The 21096-nt window shown below is 65.9% G+C and carries 18 protein-coding genes; 6 read left to right on the top strand and 12 right to left on the bottom strand.

Features of this window, described 5'->3' with window-relative positions:
- Positions 1-42 precede the first annotated feature (42 nt).
- Positions 43-543 carry a GNAT family N-acetyltransferase gene (locus QF036_RS13665; RefSeq protein WP_307102655.1) on the top strand — a complete coding sequence of 167 codons (501 nt, stop codon included), beginning with the start codon at positions 43-45 and terminating at the stop codon, positions 541-543.
- Complete coding sequence (locus tag QF036_RS13660; RefSeq protein WP_307102653.1) at positions 536-1891, top strand: alpha/beta fold hydrolase; 1356 nt, start codon at positions 536-538, stop codon at positions 1889-1891. The genes QF036_RS13665 and QF036_RS13660 overlap by 8 nt, the downstream gene beginning before the upstream one ends.
- Before the next feature lie 124 nt (positions 1892-2015).
- On the opposite strand, the gene QF036_RS13655 is transcribed toward QF036_RS13660, so the two are convergent.
- The 3 genes from QF036_RS13655 to coaE all read right to left on the bottom strand — a co-directional run bounded on the left by QF036_RS13655 (position 2016) and on the right by coaE (position 6670).
- Positions 2016-3041: a TerC family protein gene (locus QF036_RS13655; protein ID WP_307102651.1), complete on the bottom strand. Its 1026-nt coding sequence runs from the start codon at positions 3039-3041 to the stop codon at positions 2016-2018.
- A gap of 232 nt (positions 3042-3273) precedes the next feature.
- Positions 3274-5373, bottom strand: coding sequence for an excinuclease ABC subunit UvrB (uvrB, locus tag QF036_RS13650; RefSeq protein ID WP_307102649.1), 2100 nt, complete (start codon positions 5371-5373; stop codon positions 3274-3276).
- 61 nt (positions 5374-5434) lie between these two features.
- Positions 5435-6670, bottom strand: a complete 1236-nt coding sequence (gene coaE / locus QF036_RS13645) for a dephospho-CoA kinase (protein ID WP_307102648.1) — start codon at positions 6668-6670, stop codon at positions 5435-5437.
- A gap of 46 nt (positions 6671-6716) precedes the next feature.
- Here coaE and QF036_RS13640 point away from each other — a divergent pair, with 46 nt between their 5' ends.
- Positions 6717-7406: a YigZ family protein gene (locus tag QF036_RS13640; RefSeq protein ID WP_307102646.1), complete on the top strand. Its 690-nt coding sequence runs from the start codon at positions 6717-6719 to the stop codon at positions 7404-7406.
- Positions 7407-7494: 88 nt separating this feature from the next.
- The gene (locus QF036_RS13635; RefSeq protein WP_307102645.1) at positions 7495-8061 is read left to right on the top strand and encodes a type 1 glutamine amidotransferase domain-containing protein; all 567 of its coding nucleotides are present in this window, start codon (positions 7495-7497) and stop codon (positions 8059-8061) included.
- Between the two features lie 155 nt (positions 8062-8216).
- Here the strand turns inward: QF036_RS13635 and rpsA are convergent, their stop codons facing one another.
- The 3 genes from rpsA to polA form a co-directional block, all read right to left on the bottom strand.
- Positions 8217-9692, bottom strand: coding sequence for a 30S ribosomal protein S1 (rpsA, locus tag QF036_RS13630; RefSeq protein WP_159632080.1), 1476 nt, complete (start codon positions 9690-9692; stop codon positions 8217-8219).
- Positions 9693-9884: 192 nt separating this feature from the next.
- The gene (locus QF036_RS13625) at positions 9885-11216 is read right to left on the bottom strand and encodes a GNAT family N-acetyltransferase (protein WP_307105921.1); all 1332 of its coding nucleotides are present in this window, start codon (positions 11214-11216) and stop codon (positions 9885-9887) included.
- 24 nt (positions 11217-11240) lie between these two features.
- Entirely contained in the window at positions 11241-14039 is a 2799-nt protein-coding gene (gene polA / locus QF036_RS13620; protein WP_307102641.1) for a DNA polymerase I, read from the bottom strand.
- A gap of 19 nt (positions 14040-14058) precedes the next feature.
- On the opposite strand from polA, the gene QF036_RS13615 reads away from it, so the two are divergent.
- Positions 14059-14637 (top strand): hotdog fold thioesterase, encoded by a 579-nt coding sequence (locus tag QF036_RS13615; protein ID WP_307102639.1) that lies wholly within the window; start codon positions 14059-14061, stop codon positions 14635-14637.
- A gap of 54 nt (positions 14638-14691) precedes the next feature.
- Here the strand turns inward: QF036_RS13615 and QF036_RS13610 are convergent, their stop codons facing one another.
- The 6 genes from QF036_RS13610 to QF036_RS13585 all read right to left on the bottom strand — a co-directional run bounded on the left by QF036_RS13610 (position 14692) and on the right by QF036_RS13585 (position 20209).
- The gene (locus tag QF036_RS13610; RefSeq protein WP_307102637.1) at positions 14692-15240 is read right to left on the bottom strand and encodes a dihydrofolate reductase family protein; all 549 of its coding nucleotides are present in this window, start codon (positions 15238-15240) and stop codon (positions 14692-14694) included.
- A 46-nt stretch (positions 15241-15286) separates the two neighbouring features.
- The gene (locus QF036_RS13605) at positions 15287-15508 is read right to left on the bottom strand and encodes a hypothetical protein (RefSeq protein ID WP_307102635.1); all 222 of its coding nucleotides are present in this window, start codon (positions 15506-15508) and stop codon (positions 15287-15289) included.
- Positions 15505-16734 (bottom strand): inorganic phosphate transporter, encoded by a 1230-nt coding sequence (locus tag QF036_RS13600; RefSeq protein ID WP_306923467.1) that lies wholly within the window; start codon positions 16732-16734, stop codon positions 15505-15507. Before QF036_RS13600 ends, QF036_RS13605 begins: the two co-directional genes overlap by 4 nt.
- 188 nt (positions 16735-16922) lie before the next feature.
- Complete coding sequence (locus QF036_RS13595) at positions 16923-17486, bottom strand: HAD domain-containing protein (RefSeq protein WP_307102633.1); 564 nt, start codon at positions 17484-17486, stop codon at positions 16923-16925.
- 121 nt (positions 17487-17607) lie between these two features.
- Positions 17608-18879, bottom strand: coding sequence for an FAD-dependent oxidoreductase (locus QF036_RS13590; RefSeq protein ID WP_307102631.1), 1272 nt, complete (start codon positions 18877-18879; stop codon positions 17608-17610).
- Positions 18872-20209 (bottom strand): MFS transporter, encoded by a 1338-nt coding sequence (locus QF036_RS13585; RefSeq protein ID WP_307102629.1) that lies wholly within the window; start codon positions 20207-20209, stop codon positions 18872-18874. The genes QF036_RS13590 and QF036_RS13585 overlap by 8 nt, the downstream gene beginning before the upstream one ends.
- Before the next feature lie 49 nt (positions 20210-20258).
- Here QF036_RS13585 and QF036_RS13580 point away from each other — a divergent pair, with 49 nt between their 5' ends.
- Positions 20259-21056: an IclR family transcriptional regulator gene (locus tag QF036_RS13580; RefSeq protein ID WP_307102626.1), complete on the top strand. Its 798-nt coding sequence runs from the start codon at positions 20259-20261 to the stop codon at positions 21054-21056.
- Positions 21057-21096: the final 40 nt, after the last annotated feature.

The raw sequence follows: 21096 nt of genomic DNA, 5'->3' as shown, positions 1-21096 counted from the left end.
CTGGCCTGATCCGGCAAGCCCGGACGCAGTAAGCTCGGATTCATGAGTGTAATCCGTCCCGCCACACCCGCCGATGTTCCCGTAATCCTGCAGTTGATCCACGAGCTGGCAGCATACGAAAAGGAGCCGGAGGCCGTCCGCAACACCCCCGAGATGCTCACCGAGGTGCTCTTCGGCAGCGACCCGCGCGTGTACGCCAATATGGCCGAGAACGATGCTGGCGAGGTGCGTGGCTTCGCACTCTGGTTCCTGAACTATTCAACCTGGGAGGGCGTACACGGGATTTACTTGGAGGACCTCTACGTCACCCCTGAGGCACGCGGCGAGGGCCACGGGAAGGCGCTCCTGCAGCACCTGGCGGCGACCGCCGTCGAACGTGGCTACGCGCGCGTCGAATGGAGTGTACTGGACTGGAACGAACCGTCCATCAACTTCTACCGGAAGCTCGGTGCGTTCCCCATGGAGGAATGGTCCACGTTCCGGCTGACCGGAACGGCGCTGGCCGAATTCGGCAGCCGCAGCGAGGTCGGTGTCCATGGCTGAGGCAACGCTGGACACCGCTGTGCGCAAGGACCCGGTCCATACAGTCCGCGCGCGGCACAAGTTCCGCGGCATGCGCACGGCGGAACACTACTTCACGCTTCCGCTGGACCATTTTGCCGCCCCGGACGGGGAAGACGGGGCAGAGACCATCACAGTCTTCGCCCGCGAGTACGTGTCCGCCGAGCACAGCGAGGCCGAGGCGGCCGACCTGCCGTGGCTGCTGTACCTGCAGGGCGGCCCCGGCGGGCGGGGCAACCGCTTCGCGTCGCTGGGCGGCTGGAGCAAGGCAGCCGCAAAGGACTTCCGCATCCTGATGCTGGACCAGCGGGGAACCGGGCTATCCTCCCCCATTGACCGCAACACCCTGCCGCTGCGCGGGGATGCCGCGGCGCAGGCGAGGTACCTCGAGCACTTCCGGGCCGACTCGATCGTTGCCGACGCCGAGCTCATCCGCCAGGCTCTCGGTGCGGAACCGTGGACCGTCTACGGGCAGAGCTACGGCGGCTTCTGCGCGCTCACCTACCTGTCGTTCGCGCCCACCGGCCTGCGCGAGGTGCTGATCACCGGCGGGCTTGCCCCGCTGACGGGATCCCCCGACCGGGTCTACCGCGAGACCTTTAAGCGGGTGGCAGCCCGCAACGCAGAGTACTTCGGCTGGTACCCCGAGGACCGGGAAACCGTAAACCGGGTCACCAATCACCTCCGCAGCACGGCCGAACACCTCCCGGACGGTTCCCCCCTCACCGTGGAAAGGTTCCAGATGGTGGGATCCTTCTTCGGCGGGAATACCCGGGTGGACAACCTGCACAACCTGCTGGAGGACGCCTTCGTAGCGACGCGCGAGGGTCCCCGGCTCTCCGACCCGTTCCTGGAGCAGGTCCGCACCCTGGTCTCGCGCGCAGCCAACCCCCTGTACGCGCTGATGCACGAATCCATCTACGGCCAGGGCCCGGCCACGGGCTGGGCGGCCTGGCGGGTCCTCGAGGAGTTCCCGGAGTTCAGCCCGGACGCTGCCGAGATACTCCTGACCGGCGAGATGGTCTACCCCTGGTACTTCGAGCAGGATCCCGCCCTGAGTCCCCTCAAGGAGGTGGCGGAACTGCTGGCGGCCAAGGCTGACTGGAAGCCGCTCTACGACACGGCCCAACTGGCCGCCAACATCGTGCCGGCGGCCGCCGCCGTCTACCGCCACGATATCTACGTGGACCACGGGCTCTCCCTGGAAACCGCCGCCGCTGTCCGCAAGCTGAAGACCTGGGAAACCGGAGAGTTCCACCACGACGGCATCGCCGACGACGGTGAGGCCATCTTCGGGCGCCTGCTCGGCATGGTGCGCGCCGCCCGCTGAGTCCAGCGCGAACGCACACTTAAGCCCCACGAACAAAGCCTGCCCCACGCAAAGCCTCAGGACAAAGCAACCCCGGCCATCAGGTGGCCGGGGTTGCTTTTCTGCCGAAACGGATCAGGAGGACCTAGTCGACGTCGCTCAGGCTCTTCCGGGCGTCCTCCTCGAGGCGGGCGTCCAGCTTGGCCTTCTGCGCGCCGGAGCTCACCAGGCTGGCGATGACGGCGATGATGATGGTGCCGATGATGACCGCGAGGGACACATACGTCGGGATTTCCGGGGCCCATTCGATGTGGTGGCCGCCGTTGATGAACGGCAGTTCGTTGACGTGCATGGCGTGCAGGATCAGCTTGACGCCGATGAAGGCCAGGATGATGGACAGTGCGTGCTTCAGGTAGATGAGGCGGTTCATCAGGCCGCCGAGCAGGAAGTACAGCTGCCGCAGGCCCATCAGGGCGAAGATGTTCGCGGTGAAGACGATGAAGGCGCTCTGCGTCAGGCCGAAGATGGCCGGGATGGAGTCGACGGCGAACAGCAGGTCGGTCATGCCGATGGTGATGAAGACGATCACCATCGGGGTGAAGACCTTCTTGCCGTCCACCGTGGTGCGCAGCTTGCCGCCGTCGAACTTCTCGGACATCGGGATGACCTTGCGGAGCTTGCTGATGAGGGCGTTCTCCTTGTCCTCTTCGTCTTCGCCCTCGTCCTGCGCCTGCTTCCAGGCGGTCCACAGCAGGAAGGCGCCAAAGATGTAGAAGACCCAGCTGAACTGCTCGATCACGATGGCGCCGAGCATGATGAAGATGCCGCGCAGAATCAGCGCGATGATGATGCCCACCATCAGCACTTCCTGCTGGTACTTACGCGGCACCGAGAAGCGGGCCATGATGATGATGAAGACAAACAGGTTATCGATGCTGAGGCTGTACTCAGTCACCCAGCCGGCCACGAACTGGCTGCCGTACTCGGGTCCCGTGAACATGAACATGGCACCGGCGAACACGAGGGCCAGTGCCACGTAGAAGGCCACCCAGAGGCCGGCTTCCTTCATCGAGGGTTCGTGCGGACGGCGCACTACCAGAAGCAGGTCCATAAGGAGGATGATGCCGAGGACGACGAACGAGCCGACCTCGAACCAGACGGGAAGTTCCACAAAAATGCCTTTCGCAGGGTACAAAAAACCGGTGTAAGTCTCTCCGGCGAACCTGTGCACTTGGTGCTGATGTGGCTGCCCGCTACGCCCGGCAGGGCATCTGTGCCCTGCGTGTTGACGTTCGTAGCGCTTGGGATACTCCCCTACGTGACCTCAACTTTACCCTAGAGGCGGCGCCCGGCGCGCCAGATGACGGCGTGGCCCCGTACCGGCGTCGCCTGGTGATGTCCGGCTAGGCGTGCCCGGCCGACTGCATCTGGCGCAGTTCCTTCTTGAGTTCGGAAACCTCGTCGCGGATCCGGGCAGCCACTTCGAACTGCAGTTCGGCGGCCGCTCCGTGCATCTGCTCGGTCAGCTGTTCGATCAGCCCCACCAGGTCCTCCGCAGGTGCCGCTGCCAGCCCGTCGGCGCGGACGGTGGCCGCGCCCTTGGCGGCGGACTTACCGCGCTTGGCGCCCTTAACGAGGCGGTTGTTGTTGAGCAGCTCCTGGGTATCGGCGTCTTCCTTGGCCAGCTGGTCAGTGATGTCGGCGATCTTCTTCCGCAGCGGCTGCGGATCGATGCCTCTTTCCGTGTTGTACGCCACCTGGATGGCGCGGCGCCGGTTGGTCTCCTCGATGGCGTGGGCCATGGAGTCCGTGATGCGGTCGGCGTACATGTGCACCTGTCCGGAGACGTTACGTGCGGCACGGCCGATGGTCTGGATCAGCGAGGTGGACGACCGCAGGAAGCCTTCCTTGTCGGCGTCCAGAATGCTCACCAGTGAGACTTCGGGCAGGTCCAGGCCTTCTCGGAGCAGGTTGATGCCCACCAGGACGTCGAACGTTCCCATCCGGAGTTCGCGGAGCAGCTCCACGCGCCGCAGCGTGTCCACGTCCGAATGCAGGTACTCCACCTTCACGCCGTGGCCCAGCAGGTAGTCGGTCAGGTCCTCCGCCATCCGCTTGGTGAGCGTGGTGACCAGGACACGTTCATTCTTCTCTGTCCGCGTCTTGATTTCACCGAGCAGGTCATCTATCTGGCCCTTGGTCGGCTTGACGACCACTTCAGGGTCGATCAGGCCGGTGGGCCGGATGATCTGCTGGACAAAGCCGTCAGCCTTGCCGAGTTCATACTTTCCGGGAGTGGCGGACAAATAAACGGTCTGGCCGACGCGCTGGAGGAATTCGTCCCACTTGAGTGGACGGTTGTCCATGGCGGAGGGCAGGCGGAACCCAAAGTCCACCAGGTTCCGCTTGCGGGACATGTCGCCCTCGTACATGGCGCCGATCTGCGGGACGGTGACGTGGGATTCATCGATCACCAGCAGGAAGTCGTCGGGGAAATAGTCAAGGAGGCAGTGCGGAGCCGTACCGGGGGCACGGCCATCAATGTGTACGGAGTAGTTCTCGATGCCGTTGCAGAAGCCCATCTGCTGCATCATCTCGAGGTCGTACGTGGTGCGCATCCGCAGCCGCTGGGCTTCGACGAGTTTGTTCTGGCTTTCCAGGACCTGCAGCCGGTCGGCAAGTTCGTCTTCGATCCGCTTGATTGCCCTGGCCATGCGCTCGGGTCCGGCGACGTAGTGCGAGGCCGGGAAGACGTACATTTCCTCCTCGTCCCGGATCACTTCACCGGTCAGCGGATGCAGCGTGTGGATGTTCTCAATCTCGTCGCCGAAAAACTCGATCCGGATGGCCAGTTCCTCGTACATCGGGATAATTTCCACGGTGTCGCCGCGAACGCGGAAGGTACCGCGGTGGAAGTCCATGTCATTGCGCACGTATTGCATGGACACGAATTTCCGCAGGAGGTCGTCGCGGTTCATCTCATCACCCTTGCGGAGAGTGACCATGCCGGCGATGTACTCTTCGGGTGTGCCGAGGCCATAGATGCAGGACACCGTGGCCACCACGATGACGTCGCGGCGGGTCAGCAGGGCGTTGGTGGCTGAGTGGCGAAGCCGTTCCACTTCCTCATTGATGGAGGAGTCCTTCTCGATGAAGGTGTCCGTCTGCGCCACATAGGCCTCGGGCTGGTAGTAGTCGTAGTAGGAGACGAAGTATTCCACCGCGTTGTTGGGCAGCAGCTCGCGGAACTCGTTGGCCAGCTGGGCCGCGAGGGTCTTGTTCTGGACCATCACAAGCGTGGGCCGCTGCACCTGCTCCACCAGCCACGCCGTCGTGGCGCTCTTGCCGGTGCCCGTGGCGCCCAGCAGGACCACGTCCTTTTCACCGTTCTTGATGCGTTCGGTGAGTTCGGCGATGGCCGCCGGCTGGTCACCGGCCGGCTGGAACTCACTGATGACCTCGAAGGGGGCAACGACGCGGTTGATCTCCTGCGCAAGACTCATGCGTCTAATCTACCGCCAGCCACTGACAGCAAACCCCTGATTCAGCTTTGGGCTGTACCTGTCACCCCTGGGCCGCGTTGGCGGAGGTGGAAACGTACGACGGCGGCTGCCAGCCGCTGCTTTCGGCCCACCGTTCCATTCCGGGAGCCCCGACATCGCGGAACCATGCCTCCTTGTCGTCGGCATAGCCGGAGGTGTTGGCGTCGGAGGCGTGCAGGGCTGCCACCCGGCGCTTCTCCGCTGCGTACTCCTCCCGCGCGGCCGGGTCGGCCCGCAGCCAGTCGCGGAAGCAGAGGGCGAAGCGCCAGCCCGGTGAACCTGCCACCCGGATATGGAGATTTACCGGACGCGCGGGATCGGCGTTGCCGTGCAGGCGCTTGGACCAGGCAGCACGATCGGGCCGTCCGTGAGGGCTGTCCATCAGGATGCCCGGCCAGAGCGGGAACCCCGCGGCACCCAGCAGGGGCGCAATCCGGTCTGCCGTCGCGAGGTCCGCAACCGCGAGCTGCAGGTCAATGACGTCCTTCGCCTCGAGGCCGGGAACCGCCGTCGACCCGATGTGGTCCACAGCCAGGACGTCCTCCGGCGCCGCGACCTTCAGCCGCTCGGCCAGCCCGGCAGCCTGGCGCGGCCAGTCGGAGTTCGGCGCGGCCAGGACGGGCGCGCCGCTGCGGGCGGCCACTGCGCCCTGGCTGATGTTCCGCGCGAACGGCAGCAGCCGCCCGTTCCACAGCCCGTCCACCGCCGCCAGCAGCTCCTCGCGCGTGCCCGAGTTGGTGAGGACCACATCCGCTGCGGCGAGCCGGTCCTGCCGGGACGTCTGGGCGGCCATCCGCGAACGGGCATCCGCTTCAGTCATTCCGCGGTGCTCGGTCATGCGCCGCAGCCGGACAGCCTCGGGCGCATCCACCACCAGGACGAGGTGGAAGTTCCTCTGCTGTCCGGTTTCCACCAGCAGCGGGATGTCCTGCACCACCACCGCGTCCTCCGGCGCGGCCGCTATCACCGCCGCGGCGCGCTCCCGGACCAACGGATGGACGATGCCGTTGAGCTCCGCACGCCGTTCCGGCTGCTGAAACACGATGGCACCCAAGCGCGGCCGGTCGAGCCGGCCCTCGCCGTCGAGGATCTCAGGGCCGAACACGTCCACGACGGCGGCCAGGCCCGGAGTGCCCGGTTCCACGACTTCGCGGGCGATCGCGTCGGCGTCGACGAGCACAGCCCCCAGCTCCGCCAGGCGTGTTGCCACCAGCGACTTCCCCGAGGCGATGCCGCCCGTCAACCCAATCTTCAGCACTCCCCAAGACTAAACTGAACCGGTGGCAGAAGAGGCAGTTCCATCAGTGACAGAGACGACACAAAGCAGGCAGTCCGCGTACACCACCCTGGCTGCGGGGGACGGATTCCTCCACGAGATCGAGATCAAGCGCTCCCGGTTCATCACCGTGCTGCGCCGCACGGCGACCGAAGAAGATGCCCGCGCCCTGGTGTCCGAACTCCGCCGCGAGTTCCATGACGCACGCCACCACTGCTCGGCTTTCGTGCTTGGGCCGGACCGGGACATCCAGCGTTCCAGCGATGACGGCGAACCCTCGGGCACGGCCGGGATCCCCATGCTGGAGGCCCTTCTCCGGCGGGAAACTGCCGCCGGGGTGACGGACCTCAGCGACGTGAGTGCCGTCGTCGTGCGTTATTTCGGCGGGATACTGCTGGGAGCCGGCGGGCTGGTGCGCGCCTACTCCGATTCCGTCTCGACGGCGCTCGAGTTGGCTCCGCTGGTGCAACGCAGGCGGCTCCGCATTTGTGCCGTCCGGGTGCCGCACGCCGCGGCCGGGCGGCTCGAGAACGATCTCCGCAGCGCGGGCTACGCGATGGCGGAAACCGGCTACGAAGCCCAGTCCACGGTGCTGCGGCTCGCCCTGCCGGATGCTGCCGATGACCTGGCGGCGGCCGCCGACCGGCTGGCCGCCTTGACCGCCGGAAGCGCGGCCCTCCAGCGCGAGGGCACGGAGTGGATTGACGTCCCGCACTGACGGCCGGCCGAACGAATAATCAGCTTGCTTATGAGTTTCTGCCTTCCTAGGGTGGACCTGTAAGGCATCACTCGGAAAAGGAGGACCTATGTCAGAGCACGACATCACCGGCAAGAGAGTAGCGTTCCTGCTGACGGACGGCGTGGAGCAGATTGAACTGACCAGTCCGTGGGACGCCGTCAAAAACGCCGGCGGCGAGCCTGTCCTGGTGGCACCGAAGAGCGCAAAACTCCAGGGTTTTGAGGGCGTCGAGAAGGGCGATACCTTCGACGTCGACCTGACCCTTAAGGACGCCAACGCCTCGGACTTCCATGCTCTGGTGATTCCGGGCGGCGTGGTGAACGCCGACCACCTCAGGGTGGACAAGGACGCGCAGGCGTTTGCCCGCAGCTTCTTTGAACAGCACAAGCCCGTGGCCGCCATCTGCCATGGCCCGTGGCTGCTCATCGATGCGGGCGTCGTCAAGGGCAGGAACCTCACCTCGTACCACACGCTGGCCACGGACCTTCGGAACGCGGGCGCCAACTGGAGCGACCAGGACGTCGTGGTTGACCAGGGCTTCGTGACCAGCCGGAACCCGGGAGACCTCCCCGCCTTCAACAACAAGGTGCTGGAGGAGATCGCCGAAGGCGAGCACGCCGGCCAGACCGCCTGACACCGCCAATCCAGGCAGCCTGCACAACACAAGTGCCGGCAACAAAAAGGTGGCCGCCCCCTTTCGGGGACGGCCACCTTCTTACTGCTGTTCAGCTGTGCTGGCGTTCAGCCAGCACAGGCCAAATAAGCACAGGCCAACTAAGCAGCGGGCAATTAGTTGCCGGTCAGCTTCTCGCGCAGTGCTGCAAGAGCCTCGTCCGAAGCAAGCGTGCCTGCACCGGAATCGGTGGCAGCCGGCTCGGAGGAGTAGCTGGTGGTGCCGGAGTCGCTGTCACCGGACGTTGCAGCTGCAGCGTCGTCGGCAGCGTGCTGGGCAACCTGCTTCTTGTGTGCTTCCCAGCGGGTCTGGGCGTCAGCGTACTGCTGCTCCCAGGCTGCGCGCTGGTTCTCGTAGCCTTCAAGCCACTCGTTGGACTCCGGGTCGAAGCCCTCCGGGTACTTGTAGTTGCCCTCTTCGTCGTACTCAGCGGCCATGCCGTACAGAGCGGGATCGAATTCGGTGCTGTCGGCGTCCACGCCCTCGTTAGCCTGCTTGAGGGAGAGGGAGATGCGGCGGCGCTCGAGGTCGATGTCGATGACCTTGACGAACAGCTCGTCACCAACGGAGACAACCTGCTCGGCCAGCTCAACGTGGCGGACAGCCAGCTCGGAGATGTGGACGAGGCCTTCGATGCCGTCTTCGACGCGAACGAACGCACCGAACGGAACGAGCTTGGTGACCTTACCCGGAACAACCTGGCCGAGGGCGTGGGTGCGGGCGAAGGTCTGCCACGGGTCTTCCTGCGTAGCCTTGAGCGACAGGGAGACACGCTCGCGGTCCAGATCCACTTCGAGGACCTCGACGGTGACTTCCTGGCCAACCTCGACAACCTCGGACGGGTGGTCGATGTGCTTCCAGGACAGCTCGGAAACGTGAACCAGGCCGTCTACGCCGCCCAGGTCCACGAAGGCACCGAAGTTGACGATGGAGGAAACGACGCCGGGACGGACCTGGCCCTTTTCCAGCTTGTTGAGGAACGTGGAGCGGACCTCGGACTGGGTCTGCTCGAGCCATGCACGGCGGGACAGCACAACGTTGTTGCGGTTCTTGTCCAGCTCGATGATCTTGGCTTCGATCTGCTGACCGATGTACGGAGCAAGGTCGCGCACACGGCGCATCTCGACGAGGGATGCGGGCAGGAAGCCGCGCAGACCGATGTCGAGGATAAGACCACCCTTGACAACCTCGATGACGGTACCGGTGACAACACCGTCTTCTTCCTTGACCTTCTCGATGTCGCCCCAGGCGCGCTCGTACTGAGCACGCTTCTTGGAGAGAATCAGGCGGCCTTCTTTGTCTTCCTTGGTGAGCACCAGGGCTTCGACCTGATCGCCAACGGAGACGACGTCTCCGGGATCAACGTCGTGCTTGATGGACAGCTCGCGGGAGGGAATGACACCTTCGGTCTTGTAACCGATGTCGAGCAGAACTTCGTCGCGGTCGACCTTGACGACGGTACCTTCGACGAGGTCTCCGTCGTTGAAGTACTTGATGGTCGCGTCGACAGCTGCGAGGAAGTCCTCAGCGGTACCGATGTCGTTGATCGCGACTACGGGGGTACCGGGCTTCTCGGTGGAGGTGATGGTCATGTAGTAGGGGCTCCGTTGTGGATAGTTAGTCGGTCAGGCAAACCGCCGCGCCTGCGTTATGGAACGCAGGCGCAGGTGCGGGCACCTCGCAGGGAAGTGCCTGGTCATCCTGATTTTGTGGATTGAATAAAAAACGTGCACGTAGTACACGCCCGTTTATTCTAGTGGCAAGCGCGAAGCGGGGTCAAAGCGCTAGAAATGCGTCAGGCAGTGTGGCGCACGTTCGACGGCGAACATCCGGGCGGCGCGGAACGCCCCGTCCGGCGTGTGCTCCAGAATGCGCTCCGAGGCCGCCAGCGTCACGGGGTTGACCCCACCGAGGTAGATGGCGGACAGCGCCGCCACATCCAGCTCCAGGTCCGGCACACTGAGGTCCGGCACGCTGAGATCCGGCACACTGGAGTCCGGCGCGCCGTCCTCCGCGGCCGTGACGACGGCGTTGCCGCCATCAACTGCCAGGGCGAAGGTGCCTCCGGTCAGTCCGAGGGGGTCCTTGACTTTCAGAACCAACCGGCCGTCAGCCGGATAGTGCCGGGCTTCCAGCGCCTGCTTCACGTCCAGGATCCGCAGCCAAAGCATGTCCCGCGCCGCCGACGCCTCCACACAGCGCGCGTCCTCGAGGGCCCACCGCAGCGGGTCATCCACCGGCGCTTCCTCCCAGGTGACGCGTTCCACGAGGTCGATGGCGGCCAGGTACTGCCATAGCTCGAGGTACGCCGCCGCGGTCGCCGCGACCAGGTCCACGACTTCCATCGTGTACGGGGCGCTGGACCAGCCGGCGAACCTGTAGGAGACGTAGCCGTCCACGTCGCCGCCTGGCCCGTAGTGCAGCGCCACCTTGACCTTCGGGTCCTCGCCGCCGTCGCGGCTGACTGAACCCGAGGCGAACTGCCGGTAGAACTCATGCCGGCCGATCGATCCGGGCGTGCTGCGGTGAACACGGTCGAAGACTCCCGGAGCCAGCTCCAGGAGAACCTTGGGGTCGGCAACCTCGACGCTGCCCACCGGCGTGTGGTTGAGCCTGAAACGCGCCGTGGTGTCCACCTTCACGGACTGCTCGGACGTCGCGACGCCGAACCCGAACCGCCCGTAGATCGAGGCCTCGGAGGCCGTGAGGGCTGCCATCGCGAGGCCTTCCGCCCGGGCCAGGGCGAGGTCCTCCCCCATCATGCGGCGCAGCAGGCCCCGGCGCCGGTGGGAGGTCCGGACCGTCACGGCGGTCACCAGCCGGGTATCCAGCAGCCTGCCAAACCCGATGTTCAGGGTTTTGGTCATTGTGCCGAAGGTGGCTACGGGTACATCGGCGCCGAGCGAGTGACCGGCAACAGTTCCTGTCTGGTACACGCCGGTCATGACGCGGTGGTCCGTGCGCTGCAGCTCGATGCTGGTGTCCACGCGTTCGTCGCTGCGCCGGGCTTCGTGGAAGCCGAAAGCTACCGCCCGCATCCAGGCAACCGACTCCTCGTAGGCAGGATCGTCTTTGGCCGCCGCTTGGAACCGGCGGATTTCATAGTCAGCGCTCAGATCAGGCACAATCCCGAGCCTAGGCTAATGGCCGGCGTCGTACCAGCTGGTGCCGACGCCGATCTGGACTTCCAGCGGAACGCTGAGTTCAGCGGCGGCGGCCATCTGCTCCGTGACGAGCTTTTCGACTGCCTCACGTTCGCCCCTGGCCACCTCCAGCACCAGTTCGTCATGGACCTGCAGCAGCATGCGTGATTTCAGCCCCTGTGCGGCGAGTTCCGAATGCACGCCCAGCATGGCGCGCTTGATGATGTCCGCGGCGGAACCCTGGATGGGCGAGTTCAGGGCAATGCGTTCGGCATTCTCGCGCAGCTGCCGGTCCGTGCTGGTGAGGTCTGGCAGGTAGCGGCGCCGGCCCTCGATCGTGGCGGTGTAGCCGTCCACCCTGGCCTGGTCCACCACGCCGCGGAGGTAGTCGCGCACGGCACCGAACCGGTCGAAGTAATCCTTCATCAGGTTCCTGGCCTCGTCCACCGAGATCTCAAGCTGCTTGGACAGCCCGAAGGACGTCAGACCGTAGGCCAGGCCGTAGGACATGGCCTTGACCTTGGAACGCATCGCGCTGGTGACCTCAGCCGGCGGCACGTGGAAGATGGACGAGCCGACAAAGCGGTGCAGGTCCTCCCCCTCGCGGTAGGCCTCGATCAGTCCGGCATCCCCGGACAGGTGCGCCATGATCCGCATTTCGATCTGCGAGTAGTCGGCGGACAGCAGGCACTCGTAGCCGTCACTGACCACGAAGATGCCACGCACGCGGCGGCCTTCCTCGCTGCGGATCGGGATGTTCTGCAGGTTGGGGTTGTTGGACGAGATGCGCCCGGTGGCGGCCACGTTCTGGGCGTAGGTGGTGTGGATGCGCCCGTCCTCCGCCACAGACTTCTTGAGTGTCTCCACCATCTGCCGCAGCTTGGCGGATTCACGGTGTGCCATGAGCTGGACCAGGAATTCGTGCCCGGTCTTCTCCAGCAGGTTCTTCAGGGAAGCGGCGTCCGTGGTGTAGCCGGACTTGATCTTCTTGGTCTTGGGCAGTTGCAGCTCCTCGAAGAGGACGGTCTGCAGCTGCTTCGGCGAACCGAGGTTCACCTCGTGGCCGATCGCGGCAAATGCCTGTTCCTGGGCGTCGTCGATCACCCTGGCCAGATCCGCCAGCTGTTCCTCCATCAGCTCCAGGGAGACGGCGATGCCGGCCGTCTCCATGTCCGCCAGGACACGGGCCACCGGCAGCTCCAGCGTGGCCAGCAGGTCCTCGGCCTTGCGTTCCTTCAGTTCCGATTCGAAGTACCGGCTCAGCTTGTGGACGACGGCGGCCACCTGGACCAGCGCGCCGGACGCCGCGGCGGCGTCGTCGTCGAATGCCAGTTCCAGCTGGCCCGCCTTGGCGGCCTCGGGCGTGATGTGGATGTTCAGGTGGAACTGGGCCAGTTCGGCCAGTTCATAGGTGCGGCGGTCGGGCTGGATGAGGTAGCCGGAGATGGACGTGTCATCCACCACGCCCTCCAGGCCGAACCCGCGGTTCGCCAGTGCCTTCAGCGCCGCCTTGTAGCCGTGCGTCACCTTCGGGGACCCCGCGTCCCGGAGCCACCCGGCCAGCACGTTTTCCGCCTCGGCGTCCAGCGTGGTGAGGTCCACGTAGGCCGCGGCATCGTCGCGCACGATCGCGACGGCGTCCGCGTCCTCACCGATCCGGCCGGGCAGCACGTCCACAGCGAGGGCAGAGCGCTGACCCGCCCCGGCCTCGAGGAAGGCCCGGAGCGCGCCGGCGTCCGTCAGCGTGGTGAAGTCCCTGGTCTCCAGGGCTTCGCGCTCCGGCGCCGGGGCCTCGCTGGCGTAAAGATCGAAGAGCCGGGTGCGGATGGTCTTGAATTCGAGCTCGTCGAAGAGCTCCTCCAGCGCCTGCTGGTCCGGCCGCGGATCAGCCAGTTCGTCCAGCGTCACCGGGAGGTCAAGGTCGGTGTGCAGCTGGTTCAGCTTCCGGTTGCGCTTGACGGCGTCCACGTTGGCGCGCAGCGAGTCCCCCACCTTCCCGCCGATGGCATCGAGGTGTTCCAGCACGCCTTCGAGGCCGCCGTAGAGGTTGATCCACTTGGCTGCTGTCTTGGGCCCGACGCCGGGGACGCCCGGCAGGTTGTCCGCGGTTTCGCCTACCAGGGCCGCGAGGTCGGAGTAGCGGGAGGGACTGACGAAGTACTTTGCCTCAACGGCGGCGGCGTCCATGCGCGGGATGTCGCTGACACCCTTCTTCGGGTACAGCACGAACACGTTGTCGGTGATGAGCTGGAACGCGTCACGGTCGCCGGACACGAGCAGGACCTCGTAGCCGGCCTTTTCACCCATGGCTGCGAGCGTGGCCAGGATGTCGTCCGCCTCGTAGCCGGGCATCTTGATGGTCTTGATGCCCCACGCACCCATGACCTGGTCGATGAGGTCGATCTGGCCGCTCATTTCCCGGGGCGTCTCGTTGCGGCCGCCCTTGTACTCGCTGTACTCGGCCTTGCGGTGAGTGGTGTCATCCGAGACGTCGAAGGCGACCGCGATGTGGGTGGGCTTCTGCTCCTTGATCAGGTTGATGAGCATGGACGTGAAGCCGTGGATCGCGTTGGTGTGCTGGCCCCGGGCAGTGGAGAACTTGTCGGCCGGGAGGGCGAAGAAGGCCCGGAATGCCATGGAGTGCCCGTCCAGCACCAGAAGCCGGGGCTGCTCCGTCAGGGGAATAACGGGGGCCACGGTGGCCGACACCGACGGGGCGTCCGGCGAGGACACCTCGATGTCCTGAAGGGTCTGGGTTGTGGACGGAATTGGGGCCGGTTTGGTTGTTTCACTCACAGGTGCCAGCCTAGTTGCCATGATGGACAATTTCACGCCCGGGCCCGCCGGTGAGGCCAGCCCCACAGAGGCCGGCCCGACGGCGGAAGCACGCTCCGCCGGCGAAACGCCTGCCGCGGTTGAAGCGCCAGCTGCGGTGGAAGCCACCGCGGAAGCAGAGTTCAGGGAAGAGCTGTTTGCCGCCGGCGTCCCGGAACACCTCCACGGCTGGCTTGCCGACTACGGCATCGGTGCCTTGGTGGTGAAGATGGGGATCCGGTTCCTGGAGATGAGCCCCGAACGCTGCGTGGCCACGATGCCGGTGGAGGGGAACACCCAAGTGGCGGGCATCCTGCATGGCGGCGCACACGTGGTGCTGGCCGAAACACTGGGGTCGTTTGCCGCCGGGATGCATGCCGGTCCCGGCCGCCAGGCGCTGGGCATCGAGGTTGGCGCCACGCACCACCGCGCCGTTTCCGCCGGCACGGTGACCGGGACCTGTACGGCCATTCACCTCGGCCGCACGGTGACCACCCACGAAATCGTGATGACCGACGAGCAGGGGCGCAGGCTGTCCACGGCACGCATCACCAACCTCATCCGGGACATGGGCCGGTAGGCAGAAAAACCGCAGACAGAAAGACCCTAGACAGACGACGAGCGCGCCCTGAAGCTAGCGCGCAGGCCAGCTGTACCGGAGCTCCACGATCCCCCGCCCCTGGGGACGTGCCTCCTGCAACTCAAGTGGCGCCGTCGGGCCCTGGACGAGGGGAAGCAGCCGCTTTCCGCCGCCAAGCACCACGGGGATGACCGAGACGATCAGTTCGTCCAGCAGGCCGGCGTCGGCGAACTGGGCGGCGAGCTCGCCGCCGCCCACCAACCAGATATTTTTGCCGCCGGCGTCACGCCAGAGATCGTCGATGAATTCGGTCACCTCACCGCGCACGAACGTGATGTCTGCGCCCGGCGGGGCGCTGAACTCGTGGTGCGTGAAGATCCAGCAGGGCGTGCCGGGGTAGGGCCAGTTGCCGGGTTCGTGTTCCATCAGCCACTCGTAGGTGGTCCCGCCCATGACGATGCAGCCGACGCCGGCCATGAAGGTTTCGTAGCTTTCCTTGCCGCCTTCGAAGCCGTCGAACTGCAAAAGCCAGGCAAGATCGTCGTCTGCGGTGGCGATAAAGCCGTCGAGGGAGGAGGCGACGTAATACTGGACGCTGGGCATGCGCCCAGCCTAGCCAGTCCGGCTCCCTCTTCCCAGAGGCGGCTGGCTAGCTGCTGAAGTACGGGATGATGAGGTAGAGCCCGAACAGCACTGCCAGTCCACAGAGACCGAAGCAGACGTAGGAGACGTACTTGACCCAGCCGGGCGCGGCAACCTGGCGGTCACCGGCGATGGCAGTAAGCCTGACGCCGAGGGAATAGAGGACCACAACGGTCACTGCCGCGACCAGGGTGGCACCGGCTACGGTGACGAGTTCCAGCCACTTCATCGCTGCGGGCCCTTCGGGTTGTTGTTCTTGGCGCGCTCGGCGGCGCGTGCCCTGGCGAGGGCCTTCTTCTTTGCCCAGCGGACTGCCTGCCCTGCTTCTTCGACCTCCACGGCATTGTGATGGCCCACCTGGGACTTGCGGGATACCAGGAACATGTAAAGCACCGCCCCTGTGCCGGCCACGGCCGCGATCACCACACCGGCAACGCCGGTCTTCACCAGCAGCGCAGTCAATGCTCCCACGATGCCAGCAGCGGGCAGGGTCAAGAGCCAGCCGACGGCGATCCGTCCCACCATGCCCCAGCGCACCGTGGTGCCCCGGCGGCCCATTCCCGAACCGATCACAGATCCGGAGGCCACCTGGGTGGTGGACAGGGCAAAGCCGAGGTGCGAAGAGGCCAGAATGGCGGAGGCCGTGCTCGACTCGGCTGCGAAGCCCTGGGCGGGTTTCACCTCGGTCAGTCCCGCACCCATGGTCCGGATGATCCGCCAGCCGCCGGCGTAGGTGCCGATGGCAATGGCTAGCGCGCAGGCAGCGATCACCCAGAGCTGCGGGCCCGAGCCGGGCTCCTGCGTTCCCGCCGCGATCAGCACCAGGGTAATGATTCCCATGGTCTTCTGGGCGTCGTTTGTGCCGTGGGCCAGCGCCACCAGGCTGGAGGTGAAGACCTGGCCGTTCCGGAAGCCGCCGCGCTTCTGCGTCAGCTTGCTGCCCGTCTCGGGATCATGCCGGGACGTCAGCGCGTAGGCGATGCGGGTGCAAACGTAGGCCACAAGTCCGGCGATGACCGGAGCGAACACGGCGGGCAGAATGACCTTCTGGAGCAGCGTCTCGAGGTTGACGGACTGGAAGCCGATGCCGACGACCGCGGCCCCGATGAGGCCCCCGAAGAGCGCATGGGATGAACTGGAGGGCAGCCCCTTGAGCCAGGTGATCATGTTCCACAGGATGGCGCCCATCAGACCCGCGAAAATGATGTCGGGGGTGATCTGGACCCCGCCGGACCCTTCGCGGATGATGCCGCCCGACACCGTTTTTGCGACTTCCGTGGACAGGAACGCGCCAACGAGGTTGAGGGCCGCCGCGAGGGCAACCGCAGTCTTCGGCTTGATGGCACCGGTGGCAATGGGGGTGGCCATCGCGTTCGCGGTGTCATGGAAACCGTTCGTGAAGTCGAAAAATAATGCCAGCGCAATGACCAGCGCCACCATGAAGGTGATGTCCACCTGTTGCCCAATCTGCAGAGTCTACGTTCAGCAGTTCCACTTCCCCTGCCTGCACTGCACAGCATAGTTCACCCGGTGTTTTAGGAAACGTCTCAGGGTGGGGGTAGCGGAGCTGCAGGGCGGGCTTGAAACCTTATCGATGGTACGCGCCCTGCAGGCGAGGTCCAACCTGCAACGCCCAGGGGCGCTCACACCTGCCGGTCCAGGCGACGGACGAAGGCGCGGATGCTTTCCAGTCCGCCCGGCGACAGGCCGGTCCGGGGATCCGGCGAGACCAGCAAGGCACGCCGGCCAAGGATCCGTGCCCACGCCTGCGCCCGGCCCTCGAAGGCGAGCTGGTCGTCCACCCAGATGATCCGCTCCGGCGTGTTCCTGCCCACATCCGCCTGGATGGCTTCCAGCTTCCACCACTCCGCGCCGCTTCCGGCCCCGTCGGCGGTCAGCACCGGCCACGAGCCTCCTTCCAGTCCGGTGACCGGGCAGAGCACCGCAGGCGCCAGTTCCTCCCAGCTGGTGAGCCAGACGCAGCGGAGCCCGGGCCAGAGCGACAGCCGGTTCAGGGCCGCCACCAGCTCCGCCGCGTAAGCCACTTCCAGCATCCCGGCGTAGGCATAGTGCCAGGCTGAGCCCCAGGGCGTGGTTCCCGTGGGGCCGAACGGGCACACGACGCCGTCGACGTCGAGGTACAGGGTGACCCTGGCCCCAGGGCCTCCGTTCAGCGCTGGGTCCCCATTCGGCGCGGCATTTCCCACGGCATCCCTCCCACGCCTGTTACCGGCGATGGACCCAACGCTACGGAACGCCCGCCGGGCGGGGCAATGCTTTCGGACTGCACGGGGCTTTCAGACTGCACGGCCCTGCCCAGTACGGTCCCTACGCCGGAACCGTTGCCCGCACGGACGACGCCGGAACCGCTGCGGCCGGAACGCCGTCGCCGTCCTGGCCGTACAGCCAGTCGTTGTACTGGAAGTTGTTGTCCTGCCGGCTCTTGAACAGCAGGTTGCGCAGCGTCCGGGCCAGTCCGGACACGTGCCAGGATTCGCCCCAGATACGGGCGGTGCGCTGGACCCGGGCTGTGCGGCCGGCGCGGAGGTTGTTGAATTCCCGGATGGCGTCATCCCAGCCTGCCGGGTTGACGCCGTCGGGGGTGAACACCGTGCCGTTGCTGGCATCCTGCAGCACGGCCGCGTCCTCGAGCGCCTGGCAGGCGCCCTGGGCGAGGTACTGCAGCATCGGGTGGGCGGCGTCTCCCATGAGCACCATCCGGCCGGCGACCCAGTTTTCGATGGGATCGCGGTCGTACATGGGCCAGCGCATGCTGGTGCCCAGGTTTTTCAGCGCATCCTGGACGGCCGGGACGCAGTCCTTGTAGGCAGCCTCGAGCTCGTCCACTCCCCCGTACTGCTCTTCGCCGCGTTCGAAGGAAGGGGACTTGAAGACGGCCACAGTGTTCAGCAGTTCGCCCTTGCGCAGCGGGTATTGCACGAGGTGGCAGTCCGGTCCGAGGTAGACGATGACGTCCTCCAGGTCCGCCTTCGGCGTGTTTTCCGTAATGGGCACGGTGCCGCGGTAGGCGACGTAGGCCGACGAGACCGGCTCGTCATTGGCCACGAGCGGACGCAGGGTGGACTTGAGTCCGTCGGCGCCGATCACGACGTCGGCTTCGTAGTCCACACCGGCCGCGGTGTGCGCCACGCCCCGGCCGTTGACGGTTTCAACGCTCTCGACCATGACATCGTTGACAAGCTTCACGCCGGCAGCTTCACAGCCTTCGAGCAGGACCCGGTGCAGGTCGCTGCGGTGGATCACGACGTACGGCGCACCGTAGCGTTCGGCAAATTCCCCGCCGAGCGTCTGCCGCGTGAGCTCCTCGCCGGTGATCGCGTCGCGGAAGACCAGGTGCTTGGGCTGGACGCCGATTTCCAGCGCCTTTTCCAGCAGGCCCCAACGCCGGAGGACGCGGGAGGCATTGGGGGCCATCTGCAGCCCCGCGCCCACCTCGCCGAACTCCGGCGCCCGCTCCACGAGGGTGACGTTGGCGCCGTTCTCACGCAGCCCGAGGGCTCCGGCCAGGCCGGCCATTCCCCCTCCGATGACGAGGACATCGGTGGACGGTACATCGGTGGACGGGGCGTGCTCAGACATTGATTGCTCCTGTTGGTGAAGGTGAAATTGAGAGTTTTGACTTGAGTTTGAGGCCGACGGCGGCCAGCAGCACCGCCGCGATGGCGGCTGCTCCGGCGAAGGCCAGGAAATTGGAACTGACCCCCAGCCCGGCGGCCAGCAGGAGGCCGCCCACCTGCGGTGCGGCCACGGCGCCGATCCGGCCGGTGCCGAGCGCCCAGCCCAGCGCAGTCCCCCGCAGATGGTCCGGATAGTGGCTGGCGACGGCAGCGATGATGAGGCACTGCGTGCCGTGCGTGCCGACGCCGGCGAGGACCAGCATGAAGTACACGACGCCGACAGGCGGCCCGAGCACGAGGACCACCAGCGCTCCTGCGGCGACAGCGGCGGCCGCGATCGCCGTCGGGATCGGTCCGAAGCGGGTGCCTGCCCAGGCCGTGATGACCGAGCCGGCCACCGCCCCGAGATTGAGGGCCAGGGCGAAGGTCAGGGCGGAGCCCAGGTTGTAACCGGCCAGCTGCATGAGGTTGGGCAGCCAGGTGCCCAGCCCGTACCAGGCGAAAAGGGTGGCAATCGTCGCTACGGCGAACAGCACGCTGATCCCCAGGTAGGGGGCGCGAAGCAGGGAACTAAAGCCGGACGGTTCTTGGCCCGTGCGCCCGCTGCCTGCGGCCTTGCTGGCTGTGCCGGCAGTGGCGCTGAGCGGTGCCAGCGTCTCCGGAAGGTATTTCAGTCCGAGCGGCACCACGATCACCAGGGCAAGCACGGCCATCAGGAACATTGATTCCCAGCCGAAGACGGGGATCATCTGAATGCCGACGAGCGCGGCGATGGATCCGCCGATCGGGACACCGGACATCATCAGGGTGGCAACGGTGGACCGCCATTTGGCGGGCACCAGCTCGGCAACGAGGGCGTTGGCCGATGGCACCAGGCCACCGAGTCCGATGCCGGCGAGGAGCCGCAGGGCGCCGAACACGGCGGCGTTGGGAGCGAAAGCGCACAGGATGGTGAAGACCGAAAAGACCACGGCGCAGCCCAGGATGGTGCGGCGGCGGCCCCAGGAGTCAGCCATCCGGCCGGCAAAGATCGCCCCAATCATCATGCCGACGAAGGCCATGGATCCTATGGTTCCGGCGGTGGCCTTGCTCAGTCCCCAGCCGGTTTCGGAGATCAGGGAGGACTGGACGGTGCCGTAGACGATGAGGTCGTACCCGTCGAAAACCACCAGCAGCCAGCAGACAAGCACGGCCAGGGCGGACTGTTTCGAGAAACGGGGCGCCGGCGCCGGCGGGAGGGCTGCCTCCGGCGTTGACCGCTCCGGCGCTGCAGCGGAAGGTGTGTGATTCATGCCACCAACTCTCATGGCTGAAGCGGCGTCGCTCCAATACAATTCTGGCATGCAGAATTCACCGCTCAGGAGGAAACCCACGTATTCGATCGAGGCCGTGGACAACGCGCTGCAGCTCCTGCAACTGCTGCGGGACGGGGGCAGCCTGCGGCTCAAGGACGCCGCGAGCGAACTTGGCGTGGCGCCCTCCACGGCACACCGCCTCCTGGCCATGCTGGTGTACCGGGGCTTCGCCGTGCAGGACGAGACCCGGCGCTACGTCCCCGGACCTGCGATGGGGGCGGGGCCGGCGGGTGTCACCTGGACCCGGCTGCTGCGCAACGTGGCACGCCCCCACATGGAACTGCTGAGCTCCCGCCTCAACGAGACCGTGAACCTCATGATCCGTGTGGGCACCAAGGTCCGGTTCCTGGAGACGGTCGAAGGCACCAGCGCCCTTCGCGTGGGCGACAGGCAGGGAACCGTATTACCGGCGAACCGGGCATCGGGCGGCAAGGCCATGCTCGCCGAACTTGAGCCGGCACTGATTGACCAGCTTTTCCGGAGCCAGAATGCCGAGATTGGCGGGGACAGCATTCCCGACGCCGAGTACCCGGCGTTCCTGCGGGAGCTGGAAACCATCCGCAGCAACGGCTTCGCGGCCAACTTCGAGGGAACGGAGGAGGGCATCAGCGCACTCGGCATGGCCCTGCACAACGGGAAGGGCGAGGTGGTGGGCGCGATCACCGTGGCCACGCCGGTGACCAGGTTCCGCACCGTCTTCGACGCCGGCCTGGTGCGGGCAATGCTGGAAACGCGCCGGCAGCTGGAGATCGACATCGCCGCCAACCCCGCCGAGCCCGGCTGACGGAAACGAGCGGGCAGGCTCAAAATTCTGCATGCCAGAA

Source organism: Arthrobacter globiformis (assembly GCF_030817195.1).
Classification (GTDB): Bacteria; Actinomycetota; Actinomycetes; order Actinomycetales; family Micrococcaceae; genus Arthrobacter; species Arthrobacter globiformis_D.
The sequence above is the reverse complement of the archived record's forward strand: the minus strand, read 5'-3'. Positions and strand labels throughout refer to the sequence as shown.